This is a genomic window from Paenibacillus sp. MMO-58 (assembly GCF_037146255.1).
Taxonomy (GTDB): Bacteria; Bacillota; Bacilli; order Paenibacillales; family Paenibacillaceae; genus Pristimantibacillus.
Window position 1 is genome coordinate 99,027 of the sequence record NZ_JBBCVY010000001.1, and the last position, 19,108, is coordinate 118,134.

General features: G+C 42.1%; 18 protein-coding genes, 1 tRNA gene and 1 pseudogene. 13 read left to right on the top strand and 7 right to left on the bottom strand.

Annotated elements, in window-relative coordinates; all coding sequences use genetic code 11:
• Nucleotides 1–46 precede the first annotated feature (46 nt).
• The gene (locus tag WFJ73_RS00430) at nt 47–259 is read right to left on the bottom strand and encodes an alpha/beta-type small acid-soluble spore protein (protein WP_116393767.1); all 213 of its coding nucleotides are present in this window, start codon (nt 257–259) and stop codon (nt 47–49) included.
• 116 nt (nt 260–375) lie between these two features.
• Between WFJ73_RS00430 and nrdR the strand changes: the two genes are divergently transcribed.
• From nrdR to WFJ73_RS00455, 5 genes are all read left to right on the top strand, one after another.
• Entirely contained in the window at nt 376–843 is a 468-nt protein-coding gene (nrdR, locus tag WFJ73_RS00435; protein ID WP_336770956.1) for a transcriptional regulator NrdR, read from the top strand.
• A gap of 73 nt (nt 844–916) precedes the next feature.
• The gene (locus WFJ73_RS00440) at nt 917–1,300 is read left to right on the top strand and encodes a VOC family protein (RefSeq protein ID WP_336770958.1); all 384 of its coding nucleotides are present in this window, start codon (nt 917–919) and stop codon (nt 1,298–1,300) included.
• A gap of 92 nt (nt 1,301–1,392) precedes the next feature.
• Complete coding sequence (locus WFJ73_RS00445; RefSeq protein ID WP_336770960.1) at nt 1,393–3,120, top strand: SGNH/GDSL hydrolase family protein; 1,728 nt, start codon at nt 1,393–1,395, stop codon at nt 3,118–3,120.
• Between the two features lie 66 nt (nt 3,121–3,186).
• Nucleotides 3,187–3,262: transfer RNA gene (locus WFJ73_RS00450), tRNA-Ala, on the top strand.
• Between the two features lie 423 nt (nt 3,263–3,685).
• Entirely contained in the window at nt 3,686–4,057 is a 372-nt protein-coding gene (locus WFJ73_RS00455; protein ID WP_336770962.1) for a hypothetical protein, read from the top strand.
• Here WFJ73_RS00455 and WFJ73_RS00460 read toward each other — a convergent pair.
• A pseudogene (locus tag WFJ73_RS00460) lies at nt 4,052–4,798 on the bottom strand (ATP-dependent DNA ligase); the annotation flags it as partial. The gene WFJ73_RS00455 and the pseudogene WFJ73_RS00460 sit on opposite strands and share 6 nt — an antisense overlap.
• A gap of 424 nt (nt 4,799–5,222) precedes the next feature.
• On the opposite strand from WFJ73_RS00460, the gene WFJ73_RS00465 reads away from it, so the two are divergent.
• The 4 genes from WFJ73_RS00465 (at nt 5,223) to WFJ73_RS00480 (ending at nt 7,875) form a co-directional block, all read left to right on the top strand.
• The gene (locus tag WFJ73_RS00465; protein ID WP_336770964.1) at nt 5,223–5,906 is read left to right on the top strand and encodes an HAD family hydrolase; all 684 of its coding nucleotides are present in this window, start codon (nt 5,223–5,225) and stop codon (nt 5,904–5,906) included.
• A 159-nt stretch (nt 5,907–6,065) separates the two neighbouring features.
• The gene (locus tag WFJ73_RS00470; protein ID WP_336770966.1) at nt 6,066–6,521 is read left to right on the top strand and encodes a hypothetical protein; all 456 of its coding nucleotides are present in this window, start codon (nt 6,066–6,068) and stop codon (nt 6,519–6,521) included.
• Nucleotides 6,522–6,620: 99 nt separating this feature from the next.
• The gene (locus WFJ73_RS00475; RefSeq protein ID WP_336770968.1) at nt 6,621–7,076 is read left to right on the top strand and encodes a hypothetical protein; all 456 of its coding nucleotides are present in this window, start codon (nt 6,621–6,623) and stop codon (nt 7,074–7,076) included.
• 289 nt (nt 7,077–7,365) lie between these two features.
• Nucleotides 7,366–7,875 (top strand): hypothetical protein, encoded by a 510-nt coding sequence (locus WFJ73_RS00480; RefSeq protein WP_336770970.1) that lies wholly within the window; start codon nt 7,366–7,368, stop codon nt 7,873–7,875.
• Nucleotides 7,876–8,366: 491 nt separating this feature from the next.
• Here the strand turns inward: WFJ73_RS00480 and WFJ73_RS00485 are convergent, their stop codons facing one another.
• The gene (locus tag WFJ73_RS00485) at nt 8,367–9,068 is read right to left on the bottom strand and encodes a DNA/RNA helicase domain-containing protein (protein ID WP_336770972.1); all 702 of its coding nucleotides are present in this window, start codon (nt 9,066–9,068) and stop codon (nt 8,367–8,369) included.
• 336 nt (nt 9,069–9,404) lie between these two features.
• Here WFJ73_RS00485 and WFJ73_RS00490 point away from each other — a divergent pair, with 336 nt between their 5' ends.
• The 3 genes from WFJ73_RS00490 to WFJ73_RS00500 all read left to right on the top strand — a co-directional run bounded on the left by WFJ73_RS00490 (nt 9,405) and on the right by WFJ73_RS00500 (nt 13,034).
• Nucleotides 9,405–10,691 (top strand): IS110 family transposase, encoded by a 1,287-nt coding sequence (locus WFJ73_RS00490; RefSeq protein ID WP_336770975.1) that lies wholly within the window; start codon nt 9,405–9,407, stop codon nt 10,689–10,691.
• A gap of 509 nt (nt 10,692–11,200) precedes the next feature.
• Nucleotides 11,201–11,812 (top strand): alpha/beta hydrolase, encoded by a 612-nt coding sequence (locus tag WFJ73_RS00495; protein ID WP_336770977.1) that lies wholly within the window; start codon nt 11,201–11,203, stop codon nt 11,810–11,812.
• A gap of 343 nt (nt 11,813–12,155) precedes the next feature.
• The gene (locus WFJ73_RS00500) at nt 12,156–13,034 is read left to right on the top strand and encodes a class I SAM-dependent methyltransferase (RefSeq protein WP_336770979.1); all 879 of its coding nucleotides are present in this window, start codon (nt 12,156–12,158) and stop codon (nt 13,032–13,034) included.
• A gap of 365 nt (nt 13,035–13,399) precedes the next feature.
• Here WFJ73_RS00500 and WFJ73_RS00505 read toward each other — a convergent pair whose 3' ends face one another.
• From WFJ73_RS00505 to WFJ73_RS00515, 3 genes are all read right to left on the bottom strand, one after another.
• Nucleotides 13,400–15,046, bottom strand: coding sequence for an RNA polymerase sigma factor (locus WFJ73_RS00505; RefSeq protein ID WP_336770980.1), 1,647 nt, complete (start codon nt 15,044–15,046; stop codon nt 13,400–13,402).
• 520 nt (nt 15,047–15,566) lie between these two features.
• On the bottom strand, nt 15,567–16,211 hold the full coding sequence (locus tag WFJ73_RS00510) for a stalk domain-containing protein (protein ID WP_336770982.1): 645 nt from the start codon (nt 16,209–16,211) through the stop codon (nt 15,567–15,569).
• Between the two features lie 79 nt (nt 16,212–16,290).
• Complete coding sequence (locus WFJ73_RS00515) at nt 16,291–16,479, bottom strand: hypothetical protein (protein ID WP_336770984.1); 189 nt, start codon at nt 16,477–16,479, stop codon at nt 16,291–16,293.
• 252 nt (nt 16,480–16,731) lie between these two features.
• Here WFJ73_RS00515 and WFJ73_RS00520 point away from each other — a divergent pair, with 252 nt between their 5' ends.
• The gene (locus WFJ73_RS00520; RefSeq protein ID WP_336770985.1) at nt 16,732–17,631 is read left to right on the top strand and encodes a putative RNA methyltransferase; all 900 of its coding nucleotides are present in this window, start codon (nt 16,732–16,734) and stop codon (nt 17,629–17,631) included.
• A 448-nt stretch (nt 17,632–18,079) separates the two neighbouring features.
• Here WFJ73_RS00520 and WFJ73_RS00525 read toward each other — a convergent pair whose 3' ends face one another.
• Complete coding sequence (locus WFJ73_RS00525) at nt 18,080–18,934, bottom strand: LysR family transcriptional regulator (protein ID WP_336770986.1); 855 nt, start codon at nt 18,932–18,934, stop codon at nt 18,080–18,082.
• Between the last annotated feature and the right edge of the window lie 174 nt (nt 18,935–19,108).

Sequence of the window (19,108 nt, forward strand, 5' to 3'; positions counted from 1 at the left end):
AGGACGGAACAGCCAAAGCATCTGTTATACATGACTGATGAAATCATTATTGACGGCCAGCAAGGGATTGTTCGGCAATTTGCACTAGGCGGCGAGTAATGTTACCCCCGATGTAGCCTGCGTCTTTAGTAAGCAGGTTGCCGTAGTAACCGTCTTGCGACAACGCAATACCCAGCTCTTGAGCGACCTCATATTTCATTTGGTCCAGTGCTGCAGTAGCTTGCGGTACAAGTACTTGGTTGCTGTTGTTCGAGCTCATTGATGTTCACCTCCTTGCGGTTGGTAAATGTATTATGTGCGGAATTCGCAACTTCATTCAGGTAACGACTGGAAAATTCTTAAAAATAAAAACAGGATTCGGAAGGAGTGAAAAAAATGAAATGCCCTTACTGCGATTTTGCCGGTACGAAAGTGCTTGATTCCAGGCCAGCTAACGAGAACAAGTCCATCCGCAGACGGCGTGAATGCGAAAAATGCAACCGCCGTTTTACGACCTTCGAGATGATTGAGGAAACACCGCTTATCGTGATTAAGAAAGACGGGAGCCGGGAAGAATTCAGCCGCGACAAAATACTGCGCGGTCTCATCCGTGCATGCGAGAAGCGTCCTGTCTCGGTTGAACGACTCGAGGTCATCGTCTCCGAAGTGGAGAAGGAGCTCCGGACAACAGCGCTCGCGGAAGTCGAAAGCCGCGAGATCGGCGAGATCGTGATGAGCCAGCTGTATCCGGTTGACGAAGTGGCTTATGTGCGCTTTGCATCCGTGTACAGACAGTTCAAGGACATTGATATGTTCATGAAGGAACTGAATAGCTTGTTATCCAAACATCCAATGAACAATTAATTTTGCTGCGTGAATAGTCCTCCCTTTAGGGGAAGGACTATTTTTGCATCTATACAAGCCGGGAGTTGAGAAAATGGTAAAGATTGAAGCATTGGATCACCTTGTATTGACCGTGGCCAGTATTGAGAAGACGGCAGCTTTTTACGAAAAGGTGCTGAATATGGAGGTCATTGTCTTTGGCGATAACCGAAAGGCGCTGCTATTCGGCCGGCAGAAGTTCAACCTGCATGAAGCGGGGAAAGAATTTGAACCGAAGGCAAGGAGCCCGCGTCCGGGGTCTGCGGATTTCTGTCTCGTTACGAAAACGCCGCTGGATGAGGTCATCCGGCATTTGGCTGCTTGCGGGGTGCCAATCGAGGAAGGGCCGGTCGCCCGTACGGGGGCAGTAGGAACAATCGTATCGGTGTATTTTCGCGATCCGGATTATAATCTGGTGGAAGTATCGAATTATACATAATTTCTTCTATAACATCTTTAATTTCTACCGCGCGTGCTCGCTTGGTGGTTCTCTATAATGTATAGAGATACCCGGAGCAGGAGGCGATAGATTTGCATAATAGCAACTTCACAGGTCCGGCAGCACCTAAAGATCCGGCCGAGAAACGAAGCGGATTTTTTATTCTTTTTGATACCATAATAGAAGCAAGCCCCCGTCAAGACGGGAAGTTCACGGAAGAGATTTACCTGGAAGGAAGGCTGAGCGAGAAAGCAAAATTCTCCGGAGGCGTTGAGAACGAGGAAATATTGGCGTTTCTATCTAGCTGCGAAGGGTTCCGCAAGCTGGTACATAGCATGGGAATAACGGTGAACGTACATGACGACAGCACCCGATCGGACGTATTTTTCAGCATGGAGAATTGGGGGAAAACCAGCAAATATGAGTCAGGCACGAGGATCCGGATTCCTTGCGAGACTGACGGATCGGAGACCGTAGTTGTTCTAGCAGACATTGAATGGTCAACGGATGATGACGTGCCAGGCAAATTTGCTTTTGAATTTGACCAAGCCGGCGCGCTTGCGACAGTAAGTATAAGGCTGTACCTGAATGATGGCTTTGAAGTTCCGGAGATGGAAGTTGAACCTCCGGTTGAATTCGGGACGGATGTTTATCGCGGGATGATCGCCAAATCGTTATTGAAGAAAGGTAATAACAAACGGTTAAAGGCCGCTATTGAGAAGGCAAGACGAGGCGAGGATGTCACCATTGCCTATATCGGTGGTTCCATTACGCAAGGAGCCGGAGCGAAGCCGATTCATACGGAGTGTTATGCGTTTAAAGCCTATGAATGGTTTAAAAGGATGTATGGCCAGGCTGGTGCTGAAGCTGACCGTATTCATCTCATTAAAGCCGGGGTCGGCGGCACGCCTTCCGAGCTTGGTATGATCCGCTACGAGCGGGATGTTTTGCGGAATGGAGCCTCCGAGCCGGATATCGTTATCGTTGAGTTTGCCGTAAATGATGCAGGGGACGAGACAAAAGGGAACTGTTACGAAAGTCTGGTGCTTAAAGCACTCAATGCTGCCAACGCGCCGGCCGTTATTTTATTGTTCAGCGTATTTGTGAACGAATGGAATCTGCAGGACCGTCTTTCCCCTGTCGGATGGCATTATGATCTTCCAATGGTAAGCGTAAAGGATGCCGTGGTTGACCAGTTTAAGTTGACTAAGGCAGAAGGGAATATTATTTCCAAGAGGCAGTTTTTCTACGATATCTATCATCCGACGAATGTTGGCCATACCGTCATGGCAGATTGCTTGGCCTATTTATTCGAAGAGACGGATCGTTCAGCGGCGGATGCAGAAGACATAGAGACCGATAAGCTCCCGGTAATAGGGAATGATTTCGCGGATGTGCGGTTGCTGGATCGGAGCAGCTATGAAGGTGTTGCTTCGATAGAAGCGGGAGGGTTCGATCAGAGCGACATCGATTTGCAGTTCGTTGAAATGGACAGCAATCCCTTCGGAACGCCGCAGTTCCCTCATAACTGGATGCATTCGGCTGAGTCGGGAGAGAGCGGCTTCAGAATGACCATCAACTGCAAGCGCCTTTTACTAGTGTTTAAGGACTCGGGCAGTCAGGATTTCGGCAGTGCCGATATCTTGGTGGACGGTCAGTTGGTGGTGACCGCGGATCCACATGCGAACAATTGGACGCATTGCAATGCGGTTATTTTGTATAACGAGCAGGAGTCAAGAGAGCATAACGTCGAGATCAGAATGGCTCCCGGACAGGAAGATAAGAGGTTTACGATACTAGGGTTCGGCTATGTGAAGTGAATGTAAAAATAACCGAGCAAAATGATTGACAGTGTGGAAATGTCTGTGCTATTATTTTGCTTGTCCGGGGCCATAGCTCAGCTGGGAGAGCGCATCGCTGGCAGCGATGAGGTCAGGGGTTCGATCCCCCTTGGCTCCACCAAAATAAAATTACTCAAAACCCTTGTGTATCAAGGGTTTTTCTTTGTTTTATCGGGTAGATATGTATTCTTTATAGTGTATGAATCCAGCAATTGGGGACGAATTGGGGACCAAAAAAATTATTATGTGCTGCTTGAGGTATTAGAATATTATAACAGTTGAATATTGCAAATCATTTGCTCAAAAAACCATTTAAAGAGGTAGCTTTTCAAATGAAAACTTTGACTAAAGAACGTGTGTTCTGTAATAGCCATGAGGTGATTTGCGTAGATGAACGCGAACAGTAAGAAACTTCATGGCAATGGCCGATGGGAATCATCCCGAATGCGGGAGCAATATATAGAGCTCATGCAACTGGAACGTATAAAAGCAACTGTTTTAAAAGCCTGAGTCGCCTCCTGCGTCACGCGAGGAGCTGCAGCTGATGCATGATCTCGTTTTGCTGCCGATGGCTTACACAATAGCTAAGAAGAATAGCAGGCAAGTCGAAGAGAAGGCGCGATCGATGCGCGACCTCTTTACTAAGGCTACCGATATCGTTCTTAGCCGTATGCATGAAGATATAGTCGAAATAAAAAAATCGCTAAAGCGGGCGAATATCACGGTCATTACCGGTGAACGTATTGATGGAGTAGCAAGCTATTCCTATAAATGCTGCAATCACAACGGAGCGTTTGCGATTACACGCGAGTATGCGAAAAGATCACATCGGCAAGATGATCGGACGATATATAAATGGATTATTCTAAACACAAATAAAGCTGTGCTCAAAGTAGCGCAGCTTTATTTGTTATAGGACAAATTCCACAAAACTAGGACTTCTCATGAGCCCTTTTTTTGTCCAGCACTGAAATTTTACCAGGTACGAAAGCTTTGGATCGAGATAAATCCAATGTTTATCCTCACCAGTCACCAGTTGCTCGGATATACCGGAGAAAGCTTTCCGTGCTTGAGGCGGAACAAACTCGGTAAGCCCAACATACTTTTGATTCTTAATGAGACTCCAGCCGAAATCGCCTTTACGGATAGCACCAATGGACACCGTCTCGTACAAATAATTTTTTATTTTTAACCAATCCGGGGAGCGGAAGTCCATCCGATATTTGCTTTCACGCCTTTTGGATACGATACCTTCCAATCCCATGGTTTTGACTTGTGAGAATAGATTTTCTCCATCACCATAACTTGGAACAACAGAAATTACATTGCTTGGAACGACTATTTCGTGCAGCAGCTTAATTCTTTTGTAAAGTGGCTCATCCATCACAGATTTGCCATTCATATAAAGAAGATCAAATGCCGCAAAATGAACGGGTATAGCACTTTTCTTCGGACCACTACGAGCCATAAAACGCTCCATAACAAATTCAAAGCATGGCTTACCGGATTCATCAAAGGCGATCATTTCGCCGTCTAAAACAGCTTTGGCGGCGTTTATTTCGGCATTTAACAACTCAGGATATCGTTTCGTGCAATCAGTTTCATTCCGGGTATAAACTTTGAAACCATCTCCAGATAAATGCAATAATGCACGATGACATCGAACTTTATCTGATGAATATAATCTCCGTTTGGGACAGCCTTACTTTTATGAAGTAGCATCGGTTTAATTGTTTCAAATAACATAGAAATCACCAACAATAACGTAACATATCCAATCTCAATGCACATTAGGGGAATAATGGGTAAAATATGTGTCGCATAAGGCTTGAGTTTTAGTTAACTGTCGTGAAAATAAAGTTGTAGACTGAGAAAATAAAGTGTTAGACCGTAAAAATCAAGATCTATACTGACACGGCGGCATTAAGCTAACGGGCAGGATACTTCCAATATGTGTTAATGTATAGATAAATGGTTGAAAGCCCGTGGCTGTCAATAAACTCGGCTGGACAATCCATTCAAATATAGACTACTTGAATACCAACATCATTTAAGACACCTATAAAGGAGGTTTGGTGTAAATGCAAAAAATCGGAAAGGCTTTAATATTTGATTTGGATGGTGTCATTGTAAATAGTCAAGACTTATACGAAAATTCATTTAGTATCTTTTTACGTGACTTAGGTGTACACAATATTGATTTTAAATCTTTAATAGGAATGACAACCGCTGGAGCGTTGTCACACATAAGCGCTACACATGTATTGCCTGGAACAATTGCCGATTTAACGAAGGAATTTCAGAGGATTTATCAGGAGTCCTTCAAGTTATCGCTAAGTGAAGATAATTTGATAGAAGGAGTAAAGCATTTCATTATTAGAGTTGCAAATACAAATGTAAGATTAGCGGTCGCTTCCTCGGCATCAAGACCTAAAATTGAAATGGTGTTGACTAGATTCGGATTGTCACGCTACTTTGATTCTATAGTTAGTGGATATGAAGTTAAGGAATCGAAGCCTGCTCCTGATGTATTTATACAATCTGCCTTGAATTTAAACATTGAGCCTAGCGATTGTATCGTCATTGAAGATTCTACGAATGGAATTATTGGAGCAAAGACGGCAGGTATGTTATGTGTAGGTTTTCGTAATCCCAAGTCTGGTAATCAAGATTTAACATGTGCAGATTGTGTTCTTGAGAGCTTCTTAGAAACTGAAATTATTTCTCTACATAATGGATTTCTTGAACTGAATTTAAAACAATAGACTAAAGTATCATTACGCTAACGGGAGACGATAGTTCAATAAACACAGCCTGCCGGAGTGATCCAGCAGGCTGTTCAACTAATGGACAGTTTAAGTTGATGAATTATGTACCCAGATTTTGGATATATTGAATTCAAAATCGTTGGATGGGGGCATAAAATGAAAGTAATTCAGAGCATTTACATGGTTGTGGCACTATTAATTTTTACAACCTTTAACACTTCTACAATACGGAATCTAAAGGTTGATGATGTTAATTCAATACAGGTAGTTACTGGACCTCACCTTAGGGACGAGTTAGGAATAGAAGCGATTAAACAAGTAGTTAACTGGCTTCATTTATCAAAGGAAACGAAGCTAACAGGTAAATTTGACAAGCGCCCGGCGATGTTAAAAATAAAATTGAATGATGGAAGACTACTAATTGTTACCAAAGCGGTTAGATGGATCCATACTAACAATCCTGATGGGAGTGGATTTTCACGAAGCATCCCCATTCAGGATGAAATACTAATAAATTTCGATTCTAAACGGATACAGGTTAAATCGCCAGATTTGTTTAATTTTCTTACTGAAATCACTTACGTGAATTCTCCAAACGGCGGACGACACTAATTAAAATTTTTAAGCTAACGGCGAACATTAGCTCAATAAACACGACGACTGTTTATATGCTCAATCTTCTTGAAAATTAAGGAAAAGGAGATGTATGTTTTGCGGAAACTTAGTTATAAAAGCGTGCTACTTAGTATTGTCACAGTTTGGGCAGTGGCAAGCTCCATCTATCTAGTTTACTCAAAAGATAACAATCAGGAACGATATAACACTCTCCAAGAAGAAACTAATAAGACGTTTCAACGTCAAATGGGGCAGGTAAGTGAATGCTTTGGTGTACAAATGGACGACTCTGCTTACACAAAGTGTATTGCTGCTGTCTCTGCTGCTGATTCAATTTCACGCCTGACGACTTACGAACAAGGGCAAGGAGAAACATTCGATTTTCTCTTGAACAAACTATATATAGAAATGTTGGTTCCAGATAATAAGTCCACTATTATTAACCATCAAGAGCAATTATTCAGTTTATTCGGGCGCTTAACACAGAACCCAGCCGATTCGCAGCTAAAGCAAGAACTGGAAGAAATCGTTGAAGGTTTAAAGATTAGTTAGTAAGAAATCAAATGCTTACTCATGTTCAATTATCGAACTGGCCGTTGAACTAACGTAAGAACGATAATTCCATAAACCACGTACAGCTGTCGGCAAGCATCGGCAGCTGTACGTGGTTTATGGAATTATAGGGCGAATAAAAGGGAATATTATTACAAAAATCGGACGATCTTCAAATGTGTAGGGCGTGATCACATTATTTATTGATCATAACGAAGCAAAAACAGTGTGGTATTCAACTTGAAGTGCCGCCATATTTTCAGCAATAACAACGGAGGAGTAGAGCAAAGTGTTGAAAAAGATAATAATTGCGCTATCACTAGTGTTACTTCTAAATTCGAGTGTTGTCTATGCCGGAGATCCCTATCCATACCATTCAAAGCTCAGAAACGATATTACAATGTATGAGCAGAAAGTAAGTCAGCATGTACTTATTCCAACCTGGTTACCACCTAAGTACAAACCGATTTTCGCCCGTATAACACGCAAGACGCATCTCACAATTACATATTCTCAGGGGTGGGAAATACACGACGGAGAAATCGAACTACAAGTGAATAGTAAATCCGAAATAAAAGAAACTCGCTTATCCAAAATCAAGCTTGAAAACGGCTCAACAGCTTATTTCAAAGAAGAACGCCTGGAAGGACCATTCGATAATGTCCCTTTTGATGGCGACTATGTGAGATTGTATTTTTACGATAACAATCTTTTGTACACGCTTGGTATGGGGTCGAAAGCAATAAATACGGCTAAAATGAAACGGATTCTTATCAAAATAGCAAATTCAATGACTTGAGCTAACGGGAGACTATAGTTCAATTAAAAAAGCTGCAGAAGATCGGAGGATCCGCTGCAGCTTTTGTATAGCAAAGAGCTGTATGTGCCTGCCATTATAGTGGTAACAAAGCCGCCAATCGGCGGCTTTTATTCATTCGGAATTACTTCGATTTTTTTTTGGCTGCGGATCTGCCTTGCTTCCTCGGATCATCTGAGGGCGGGGCCGCATGCTGTGAACCGTTAGGTTTAATCACATCAGTCATCGTCCAGTGCTCCTTTCTTAAGAATTGTCATTAGTTATATGTAGATATCCCTGCTTTATCCGAAAAACAATAGAGATATGGGGAAATTTAATTGATACGGATAAGACTGAGAAGAGGCTCAATGCATCTTGAATTACGCTAAAGGGAGACACTAGTTCAATAACAAAACGGCAACTGATTGCAGTTTCCATTTTTTGTTCAATCAAGATCGGGAGTTCTAGTGCATCGCCAAAGGTAAAAGAAAATCCTATGGTTCTTCGACTTTTGAACCAAGCAATGTTTCTGCAATAAAGCTATCTATTTGTGTATCATATTTAGTCCAAGCATAATCCAAGTTCTCGATAATTAACTTAGGTACTGGCCATATATTGATGGCATCGCGGACAAAAGCCTGACTTTTGCTCCACACCTCGCCAGCTTGAACAAAGTCTTCGTCCGATTGAAAGGACACTGGTCCCCATTCGTTGCCTCGCACTCCACATATGAACCGCCACTGCCCTTCAACATCGACATGATGATAAAAGATAAGGTGAGGGTTAAGCGGCATCAAAAGCTGCTGCAGCGACTCGGTAAAGTTTTGGAGAAGTGTGATATCCATACCTTGCAGATGTGCGACGCTGACGATGTCCTGGAAAAGGACACTTTCGATAATGACAACATCCTCGGGCTTACTGAGTTGCTCTTTGACGAATTGAGCGTATCGATTGAAGAGTTGCTGTGTGAAGGCATCGGCTCCTTCAACGGTATTCAGCGCATTGTACTGCTCCATGGGCGGCAACAATGGGTGATTCTCTTCCAATTCGAGCAAGCATTTTACACGTACACCTAGAGCTGTCAAATGGTTATGGAGGCGGATTGCTGTCGTCGTTTTGCCGGAGCCGGGGATGCCGTCAATAATAAGCAATCGTTTTGTAGAATAGATTGCTGGTGAGTATAGATATTCATCCATTTAAGTTTGTAGCGCTCCCTATAATCAGTCTATAATAAATCATTTTCGGTATCAGAAATCAATTTCCTTCTGAACTACCATGAAAGAACGAACTAACTTTAGTGCTCTGTGGTGCAAATATCAGATGCATGGATGGCTAACGGGAAACATTAGTTTAAAATAAAGACCGGCAGCAGATCAGAGATCCGCTGCCGGTCTTTGTTGAAGTAAAGGGCAGCATTCCTATAATGAAGAAATACGAGGTTTGAGAAACAAAAAGACTCCTTGGTATGATGTATGAGGGTCCCAGATGCTGGCCAGCGACCGGATCCAAATACAAACCAAGGAGACTACAAAATGAATTCTACTCAAAATGAACGCATTAATCAAATTACTTCTTCTACCTTAATTGTCGGTGTAGACATCGCTAAATTCAAACATGTTGCTCGAGCACAAAACTACCGCGGAGTCGAGTTCGGGAAATCAATTACGTTTGAGAACGACCGTGAAGGCTTCGAAATGTTCGTTAGCTGGTTCAGAAAGCTTGCGACGGAGCAGGGGTTCCAGGACGTCATCGTTGGCATGGAACCGACCGGTCACTACTGGCTGAACCTGGCCCATTTTTTAAGAGAACAGCATGTTACGTGCGCTGTGGTTAATCCGCTCCACGTGAAGAAAAGCAAAGAATTGGATGACAATTCACCAACCAAGAACGACATTAAAGATGCTAAAGTCATCGCACAGCTCGTCAAAGACGGAAGATATGCTGTACCCAACCTTCCCCTGGGCATCTATGCTGAACTAAGGGAAGCGATGAAAATTCGCGATCATCTGTCGACTGACCTGCGCGTGGTGCAAGGCCGCGTCCATAACTGGTTGGATCGGTACTTTCCAGAGTTCCTCACGGTATTTAAGGACTGGGAATGCAAGTCAGCACGCCAAATGCTCAGTCTTTGTTTGTTGCCGCATGAGCTGGTTTCTGAGTCTGAGGAAGCCTTGCTAAGTCACCTCAGAAAGGTTGCCAAGCGAGGTCTCGGCATCGAGCGTATGAGAAGTCTGAAAGCAGCGGCAAGCCGTTCTGTTGGTTTACGAGAAGGGACCGCACTAGCAAAACTAGAGCTTCAACTGTTGTTAACGCAATACGAGTTGCTTGAGAGTAAGTTTCAGGAGCTTGAGGCAAGGCTGGATGAGCTCTTGAAGCAAATCCCCCATGTGAAGCAATTACTGGACATAAAAGGCATTGGCCGGGACAGTATAGCCGGTTTTCTCGCTGAAGTTGGTGACATTACGTATTACCGGCATCCGAAACAAATCATTAAGCTCGCCGGCTTGAACCTAAAAGAAAACACGTCCGGTAAACATAAGGGACAAACGAAGATCACGAAGCGAGGTCGTAAGCGACTACGAGCGTTGCTATTTCGCGTCATGATGCCACTGGTGGCTAAGAACCGAGCGTTTAAGGCATTGCATCAGTATTACACGACACGGCCAAATAATCCCTTGAAAAAGATGCAGTCGCTCATTGCGCTATGCAACAAGCTGATTCGCATTCTATTTGGGGTCTTGAAGAAGGGGCATCAGTTCAGTGAAGAAAAGATGTTGCAGGATATCCCAAGGTACACGGCAGTGTCGTTAGCAGCTTAGATTCAAAGTTTTCATAGAAGTCGAACATCAATAAAAGGTACAGACAATTGAAGCACGGATGAGTCGGAACAGAACTAACATACGGACGAAGATCCTGTCGGGCAGCATATCCGACCTCCACCTCATGGACAGGTTGAATGAAGGAATGTGGGAGCGAAGACTCTGTGAGACATGGGAGGGTTGACCGCCATGAGCCTAAGTGGAGATCCGAAGGTGCGACCATATATCTCCAGAATGTCCACTTTTTAAAACGAGTGGTCTGGGTGGATATATTTTTGCACTTTCTTCGCCCCATATTTTACATCCTCTACAACCTTATTCCATTCAGTGGTTGTCTGGTATGAAAGAAAAACGTTCAAAACCTACGAAAACAAGCGAATTTAAGAGAAAAACGATTCTCCATAGAGGGAGGATAGTTCCAATAACTGGTTGAATATATATTTAAGCAATTACATGACTTAATTGTTGGTGCATGCACATAAAACTGATAATCAAAGGGATGATGAGAAATGAAGATAGAAGTTGTTTCTATTCCTTCCTACTGGGGAACTGAAGTGAAGCAAAAATTTATTTCCGTTAAAGAACAAAACAATAAACTAGTGGTCCTGTTCCCTGGTAAAAATTACTCTTGTGAACTTCCGCTTCTTTACTACGCTGGGAATGCCGCGATTCAACACCAATACGATTTATTTAAACTAGAATACGGATATCAAGCAGCGCGAACCAGCCTTGAAATCAATGATTTATCTAAAGTTATAAATGAGTGTTTTGACTCTATTAAGAAAAAAGTGGATAACTATGATGAAATTATCTTCATAAGTAAGAGCATGGGGACTATTGTAGCAGGTGAAGTATATAGAAGATTACAAGTAAGGGTAAAGCATATTTACTTAACACCTTTAGTCGAGACTATTCCATTTATTAATGCATCAGAAGGAATTGTAATTTATGGTGGGAACGACCCGAACTTTACAAAGGAAAATGCAAATGAAATTGAAAGTAAACAAACGGTTTTTGAAATTCCAAATGCAGACCATGGATTAGAAACGGGAAACATCAATGAGAACCTTACTATACTTAAGAAAGTCATTGATGTTTATAAGCAAATCTTGCGTGTGTAAGGTAGAGTTAAGGATTAATCAATCTAAAACCAAATGATTTACATTAAGCTATTGGCGAACGTTAGTTCAGAACAAAACGATGGCAGCTGATCTTTTGATCGGCTGCCATTTTTTCGTAATATAGGTCTGGTCATTCAAAAATAAAACCGGCAACATTATATGCTGGTTAAAAGGGCTTCCTAAAAATGCCATGGATATATACTACTTTATAAAAAAATTCAACATAAGTCTATTACTTTTTTTGCATTAATTGTATTGTAATTATGCGACCGCGGCGCAATGTAAAAATGATAATGATCGCTCATAAGCCCTGAATTTATTTTGCTCCTAAGGAGATAACCGAATGGAAAATTACTATTGGAACGATAAACTTGATTATTTAAGCAAGACCAGATGGTTGTATTACAATGATGATTATTTAAACTTCCTTATAAGCTCTGTTTGGAATATCAACAAACCTGTTCGAATCATCGATTTTGGCTGCGGCTATGGGTATTTGGGAACCAAGCTAATGTCGCTACTCCCTATGGGATCTACGTATACTGGTATAGATGCTGGTGGTAAGTTAATTGATCAAGCTAGAGAGATTTTTCGAGACGCACCATTCAAAACAGAATTTATCCTTGGTGATATTCAAGAAATGGATTTTAATAAAACGTACGATGTTGTAGTTTGCCATGCCTTCTTATTGCATATGGATAATCCAAAAGCAATACTACAAAAAATGATAGATAGTTTGGTGGATCAAGGCAGAATAATTTGCTTTGAACCTCATTGGATCTCAAGCATGGCAAGCTATCATCTTGAAGGTCATCCACTATCAGATGTAGTGCAATTGGGGTTCCTCCAGGAGTTATATGAAAGGGATGCGCAACGGAGTGGGAAAGACGGTAATATAGGAATAAAGTTGCCTATTTATTTAAGTCAATTAGGAGTTAAACGAATCGAATGTAGAGTCAGCGATAGGGTTAATTTTTTAGATCTCAATTCTGATTTTGAAAAAAACAGTGTACTTTACAACTCTCTAAAGGAAGATGGTTTCGGGGCTGATCCAGGGGAAGAAGAACCGTTTATTAAGAATTTGGTGGACCGTGGTGCTACCCTTGAAGAAGCGCAAAAAGAACACAGGCTGGAATCTTCCTTGTCGATAGCTTTTAACAATGACGTCTTTCTGTCGTATGCGCCAAATATGAAGATAACTTCCGGAATCATTGAACAATAGGAATCTCATTCAACTATCGGGAGAACGATAGTTGAACAAAGAAACAGGAAGAGGCTGCCGACGAACGGGCAGTTTAGCTGAATAGATCTGCTGAGTATGTGGAGCATCTGGCCTCTCACGGTTGGTTGCGGACAAGAAAGATTAAAAATCGTAAGGTAAAGGAGAAATCCGGCAGATACGATTGCGATCAAAAACTACCTATGACGCACATGCGTCATAGGTAGTTTTTAATCATTTTCATACGTTCAGGAGGGGGCTGTGGTGAAATAGCGATGTCCTAATCACTTCGTTGGACAGACAGAGTTTTGTGTAAAAATGGCCACCGCCCGGGAACGGCCATTCTTCGTATACATTTCCGAACCGACTTACTTGACCGGCCCCATCCAGGTTGAAATCGTCTTCTGCTGGTGCGGCAACGGCGGTTTCAACTTCCCGTTATCGATCAAATGCTTCAAAATATAAGCGACAAGCCGGCCTCCGCCGGTGTTGCCTCTCACCATGTAGGCAAGCTGCGGCTCCAAATGCTTCGGCTGATTTTGCAGGAACAGCTTGAGCATTTTATCGTAGAGCTTGCCGACAGCAGGCGCATACAGAGCGGACAAATCCGGCATTGCCTTGTTCAACCGATCCAACGTTTGCGGAGAGTCGATCCAAACCGCATTGAACTTGTACCCCTTCTTCGTCTTGCGGATGTACCCCTTCTCCAGCAGGAACGAATATTGCTCGCTGTTCTCTTCGTTGTCGGGCAGTTCCCCTTGTTGGAACGCATGACAAATCTCGACATTCCGGTATTCCAGGAAACGCCAATCCACCTGGCGGTCGCTCCAGTACGTATTGAATTGCCACAAGTATAAGGGAGTGTCTTCGACGTAGCGGAGCGACGGACCGAAGGTGACGTAACTACTCAAATCAAAACCCGGATCCGCATTGCGGCTCCGGTTCAACGCCGCATAGGCAATATACTGACCTCCGTCCTTTCGCATTGGTGCGACCGCATCGAAGTTGTCGCCCGCCGGCATGCTCCGCCAAGATTGCTCCTCGACGTTCTTGGGCAGCAAGGTCCAGAGCAGGAAGTTATAGTCGCCGTCCGGAACGTACACTCCGCTATCCTCGACTTGCCGGCGAACTTCCATTAACGCGTCGAAATGAACATCGGCCACTTCGGCGGCGCAATCTTGCCAGAATTGATGACCGGCTACGACCAACTCGAAGAGGTCCCAGACGATGGTATTGCTTTGATATTTGCCGGGAGAGGTTTGGATGAGAAAATTGTAATCGGCCAGGTGCCGGACTTCGCCTTCCAGCAAAGACGGCGGCATTCCGAGCTCCTCCGCGATTTGATGTACGGTACGCGCCTTGTGATAAGCCGCGTAAACGATATTTTGCGCCAAGGCGCGTCCAAGAAAATCGTTGGTTTCGCCCAGTCTGCCGGCCGAACCGGAATGGCCCATTTCCCCCATGCTGACCGGATTGACACTTAAAGTTCCTGTTGCACGCATACGTTTCATCCCTTTCCGTAACTCCTTTTTGGCCTCGCTCAAATGCCACTTCACCGTGTTGACAGGAATGTTCAGAGCAATCGCGATATCGCCGATTTTAAGCTCGTCGTAGTAATGCATGACCACGATCCGGCGATGAATGTCGGACAGAAACGCGACTTCTCGGCGCAGCTCGCGGTAAGCTTCGGTTACCAGCAGCCGGTCAAGCGGCTCCCGGGAAGGGGCGGCCGACAGTTCGGACATGCCGTTGATTTCGATCGCTTGGGGAGCGTGCGCACGCTTTTTCAACCAATTCACCCAAGTGTATCGGGCAACCGTCCAGACGTAAGCCTCAAGGCATCTAATGTCCCGCACCCCGGAGAAGGATTTCAACAACTGCAGCATAATCTCCTGAGCCAGATCCTCCGCCTCCGCCCGCTGCTTGACCCGGTTTAATGCAAAACCGAAAATCGGTTTGACATAGCTCCGAATCGCTTCCGCCGCTTCTTTTCCGTTCTTCCCAATTGAATCCATCTTTTGCCTCCGTAGTTGCATCTGTAATTCCTGACAATTAAATAGTGTGCCAGGCGAAATAAAGGTTGGGATATTTTCAAAAAAATTTAGACGTCCTACCGGATCACTCATACATGTATAATTACAAACATCATGAGTAGGTCATTTGAATGGTTAAAGAGACGTTATGAACTTTTTGTTAAGTATATTGGAAAAGAATTAAACAAGTTGAAGATTACTTTAGATGTAAAGGTCTTACTTTTAGTATATAAAGATACTTTTTTTCGTTCAACTAAGGGAGGATACAAACTAGGAGCACGAGCCGAAGTTCTTCTTCGGGTACTTGGGGTACTCCTTCGTTCCGTAGTTAACCAGGAGTGGTCTCGATTAATTATTCAAATGCATAATAGAGGCTCATTAAACTAAAGGGCAGGTTAACGTAATGAGTGTGACCCCCAAATTACGAGATAATATAAATACATATAAATAAAAAAGGAGCCCATAAAGGACTCCAGAAAGCTTTAGATTTAAGTGTTTGTTTTTAATGTGGTTCCATTACTTCGCCAGAGGATTTAAAGGAAGTAAGATTCCAAGTATCCCCTTTCTTAGTCATTACAACATTAATATTTTGTTCCTTCAGAAAACTCCCATCTTGCCAATCTGAGGTGTATACTACTTCGATCGTAGTAGAATTTACCCAATCAACAGAAGACTGTTCACGATAGTCAGATTCTTTTTTATGGCTAAGATATTCAATCCATTCTTTCTTCTTGGAAATTGCATTAGAAGTAATCTTATAAACTTGTTGATCAGTCAATGGGCGAGCCACTACAGTCATATGTTCAGAAGTTCCAGTCATTGTAGATTTATTCCATGAGAGAAGATCGTTTGGATAGAAGAAGTTACTCAAAGCTTTAAATTGAACATACACAGTTCCATCTTTCAACAATACTCCATCACCCACAGTAGCATTAAAAGTTTTGCCATCTTGAGTCAATGAAGCAGTTTTAGTGTTCTGATTCCAATTTATCTTCGCTCCAAAATATTCTCCAGTTGTACGAAGAGGAGCATATAATCTCCCTTCAGAAAGAATTCCATTAAGACCTGCAGCTTTATCTGCGTAAGAGCTCACTGGACCAACCATTAAAGCAGCACTCATTAAACTTACTAATACAGTTTTCTTCATTCCAACCTCCGAAATCTTTCAGTTTAAGTGAAAGGTTAATTGTTTATACATATTAACGTCTATACATACACATTGGAAGTTAAAAAAAAGGAAAATCAGCTGTATCTTCTGGGTTAGATTCAATCATTTTCCAAGTAGAACTCGCCCATGAGTCGCCTTCAGGCAGCTTTTTGTTACCGATGTGGGTGGGTAGCGCCATAAAAAAAAGCCGATGTTTTTTCACTAACGGATAACGATAGTTCAGCCAATCAGGAGCAGTTTGCCACAACGGCAGCTGCTCCTTTTTTAATAAGCTAAGAGCAGATTAGAGCAAGTCTTTTTCATACAAGCGAAACATGTTAGACTAAAAGGGTTCTAAATGTAATTCATGAAGGAGAGTTTGACAATGATCATCCAATTCATTCGTTATAGGTAATGTAAGGTGCAGATCACATAACCCGGCAATTTTGACAAAATGGCTAGGGTTTATTTGACTGTGCCTTTTTTCATTCACCTATTATGAATAAGAGGGTGCTTCTTTGTGTACCAAAAAAGTAAAAAGTTAATTAATGCTGCGATATTTGAAAAGCATCAAGAAATATTTAGATGTCCGTTGTGTAAAAAATCAATGCAAGTCATTCGTTTACAGAATTTAGTATGTAGCAATCAACACTGTTTTGATATAGCAAAGCAAGGATATGTAAACTTATTATCCCGAGGTATTAGTACGAAGTATGATAAAAAAATTTTTGAGTACAGAAGATTAATCAGCAAAGATGGTTTATTTGATCCCTTGTATGGCGCGGTAAGTCGGATTATAATGAATCACCATTCAAGCAATGAACCGGTAAGGATATTAGATGCAGGTTGTGGAGAAGGGTCACACTTAGATAACATACAAACCGAAATTAATCGAATAAAACCTATGGATCTATTGGCTATAGGAATTGATATTTCAAAAGAGGGAATTAGGTTTGCAGCAACAGGAAATCCAAGTTCTATCTGGTGTGTCGCGGATATTGCAAACTGCCCATTTTCAAGTCAAAAGTTCAAATTCATTTTGAACATCCTTTCGCCTGCCAATTATTCAGAATTTCAGAGATTATTAAGTGATCATGGTTTAGTGATTAAAGTCGTTCCTGATCAGGACTATCTAAAAGAATTAAGAGAAATCCTTTATTTGGGGTCTGATAAGCAGACTTATTCAAATTCACTTACAATCAACCACTTCAATAAACAATTCAATTTAATTGATGCTGGAAGCGTCCGATATCAAGTGAACTTGAGTGAACAATTAATCGAACCGTTGCTGGGTATGACACCATTATCATGGGGGACTTCTGAAGAGCGCATAGAAAAAATTCTTCAGTTGAATCTGAAACAAGTCACTATGGACTTTAAAGTTCTCATCGGATCAGTGAAAAATAAGCCACATGATTAAATCGTTAAGCTCTAACGGGGAACGATAGTTGAATATTTAAACTGATTAAGCTGCCGGCACATGATCGGCAGCTTTGTTACGTTAACGGGCAGGTTAGTTTAAGATTAATCGCGCTGAACCGTATCTTGCATGCTGGTAAAGCGGAGATTCAAGATACGAGTAGAATCTGCGGCATTAAAATATAAGATTAGATCATATATCCAGTCTCCTCACATGTGGAGTGCTGTGTGTTGTTAATTAACAAATAAAATTTGATGTAGCGAATTACCATTCGATTTGCAGCCGTTTTTCAAATGAAAGCTGCATGACAAATAAAAAATTGGATTATCCACTTTTCCTTTTGCAAACAAGTGAGGCAGCCTTCCGGAGAATCAGTTAGTGAATCGAACGGATCTTCTGCGACAGAAGGTTAATGGACTCTTTCAGACTTATTTCTGCCAGTGTTAAATTATGCTTTTCTGAGATAGGGTCTTAAAAACTTCCCGATATCCTCAGACTGAGATAGAAGGGAAATTGTTCGTCTAGCTCGGGCATCGTTAAGGGGAATGCTAACTAAAGAATGATTTACTATATGTTCAGATACTATTTTCGGTACGAAAGTGATGCCTGCACCTGCCGCTACATAACCAAGGATGAAATCATTGAAGCAGACCTCGGTTTCTATCTGAGGATGAAGACCCTCTTCTAGCATTAATGATGTTAATAGCCTACGTATGCTGCAATCTGGCGGGTTCAATATTAGCGGTTCATTTGCTATATCGTGTAAAGTGACAGATGGATACTTGGACAAACGATGTGTTGGATAAACGACTGCATAATAAGGCTCAATGAATAGATCTGCATTCCAGATTGAAGAATGGACGGCATCTTTCTGAAGAACGGCACCGTCGAGTTCACCGCATTTCAGCATTTGATACAATTCCATAGACGTGTTGCGAATCGTAACTTTGACCTCTATATTTTTGTTTTTCAATTCGAAAATGACTTCCGGTAAATAATTTGCTGCCAAACTAGGCAGCGTGCCTAAATTGATCATTTGAATATTGTTCACATTTACCATATCGGTCTTGATTGAACTTATTTCAGTGAACACTGGAACAATTCTGTTGTAGAACGTTTTACCTACTTCCGTTAATTCTACGCCTGTGGAAGAACGTTTAAACAATGTAACTCCAAAGTAAGCTTCAATGGAGCGAATCTGTTTGCTCAGTGCGGGATGTGAGATTTGAAGCTTTTGACTAGCTTTCGCGATACTCTTTTGATTGACCGTTTCTAAAAATCCTTCTATAAACTCTATATTCATTCTTATCACCCTTGAGAAAAGTAATTTTTGTATTTCATCGTATCAGAAATAATGGAGTGCGAATAGAAGATTCGACAAGTGGCTGAAACTTTTGGTTTCAATATTAAAAGATAATTGAAATTCCCATCCTTTTTAAAAAGCATTAAGATGTCCTTAAAACTGATGAAGAGGATG

What these genes read in the sequence shown, in the direction of transcription:
- WFJ73_RS00470 (WP_336770966.1), top strand. Translation starts at nt 6,066, where the DNA reads ATGAAAGTAATTCAGAGCATTTACATGGTTGTGGCACTATTAATTTTT.
- nrdR (WP_336770956.1), top strand. Translation starts at nt 376, where the DNA reads ATGAAATGCCCTTACTGCGATTTTGCCGGTACGAAAGTGCTTGATTCC.
- WFJ73_RS00500 (WP_336770979.1), top strand. Translation starts at nt 12,156, where the DNA reads ATGGAAAATTACTATTGGAACGATAAACTTGATTATTTAAGCAAGACC.
- WFJ73_RS00505 (WP_336770980.1), bottom strand. Translation starts at nt 15,046, where the DNA reads ATGGATTCAATTGGGAAGAACGGAAAAGAAGCGGCGGAAGCGATTCGG.
- WFJ73_RS00495 (WP_336770977.1), top strand. Translation starts at nt 11,201, where the DNA reads ATGAAGATAGAAGTTGTTTCTATTCCTTCCTACTGGGGAACTGAAGTG.
- WFJ73_RS00510 (WP_336770982.1), bottom strand. Translation starts at nt 16,211, where the DNA reads ATGAAGAAAACTGTATTAGTAAGTTTAATGAGTGCTGCTTTAATGGTT.
- WFJ73_RS00525 (WP_336770986.1), bottom strand. Translation starts at nt 18,934, where the DNA reads ATGAATATAGAGTTTATAGAAGGATTTTTAGAAACGGTCAATCAAAAG.
- WFJ73_RS00455 (WP_336770962.1), top strand. Translation starts at nt 3,686, where the DNA reads ATGCATGATCTCGTTTTGCTGCCGATGGCTTACACAATAGCTAAGAAG.
- WFJ73_RS00430 (WP_116393767.1), bottom strand. Translation starts at nt 259, where the DNA reads ATGAGCTCGAACAACAGCAACCAAGTACTTGTACCGCAAGCTACTGCA.
- WFJ73_RS00465 (WP_336770964.1), top strand. Translation starts at nt 5,223, where the DNA reads ATGCAAAAAATCGGAAAGGCTTTAATATTTGATTTGGATGGTGTCATT.
- WFJ73_RS00490 (WP_336770975.1), top strand. Translation starts at nt 9,405, where the DNA reads ATGAATTCTACTCAAAATGAACGCATTAATCAAATTACTTCTTCTACC.
- WFJ73_RS00440 (WP_336770958.1), top strand. Translation starts at nt 917, where the DNA reads ATGGTAAAGATTGAAGCATTGGATCACCTTGTATTGACCGTGGCCAGT.
- WFJ73_RS00485 (WP_336770972.1), bottom strand. Translation starts at nt 9,068, where the DNA reads ATGGATGAATATCTATACTCACCAGCAATCTATTCTACAAAACGATTG.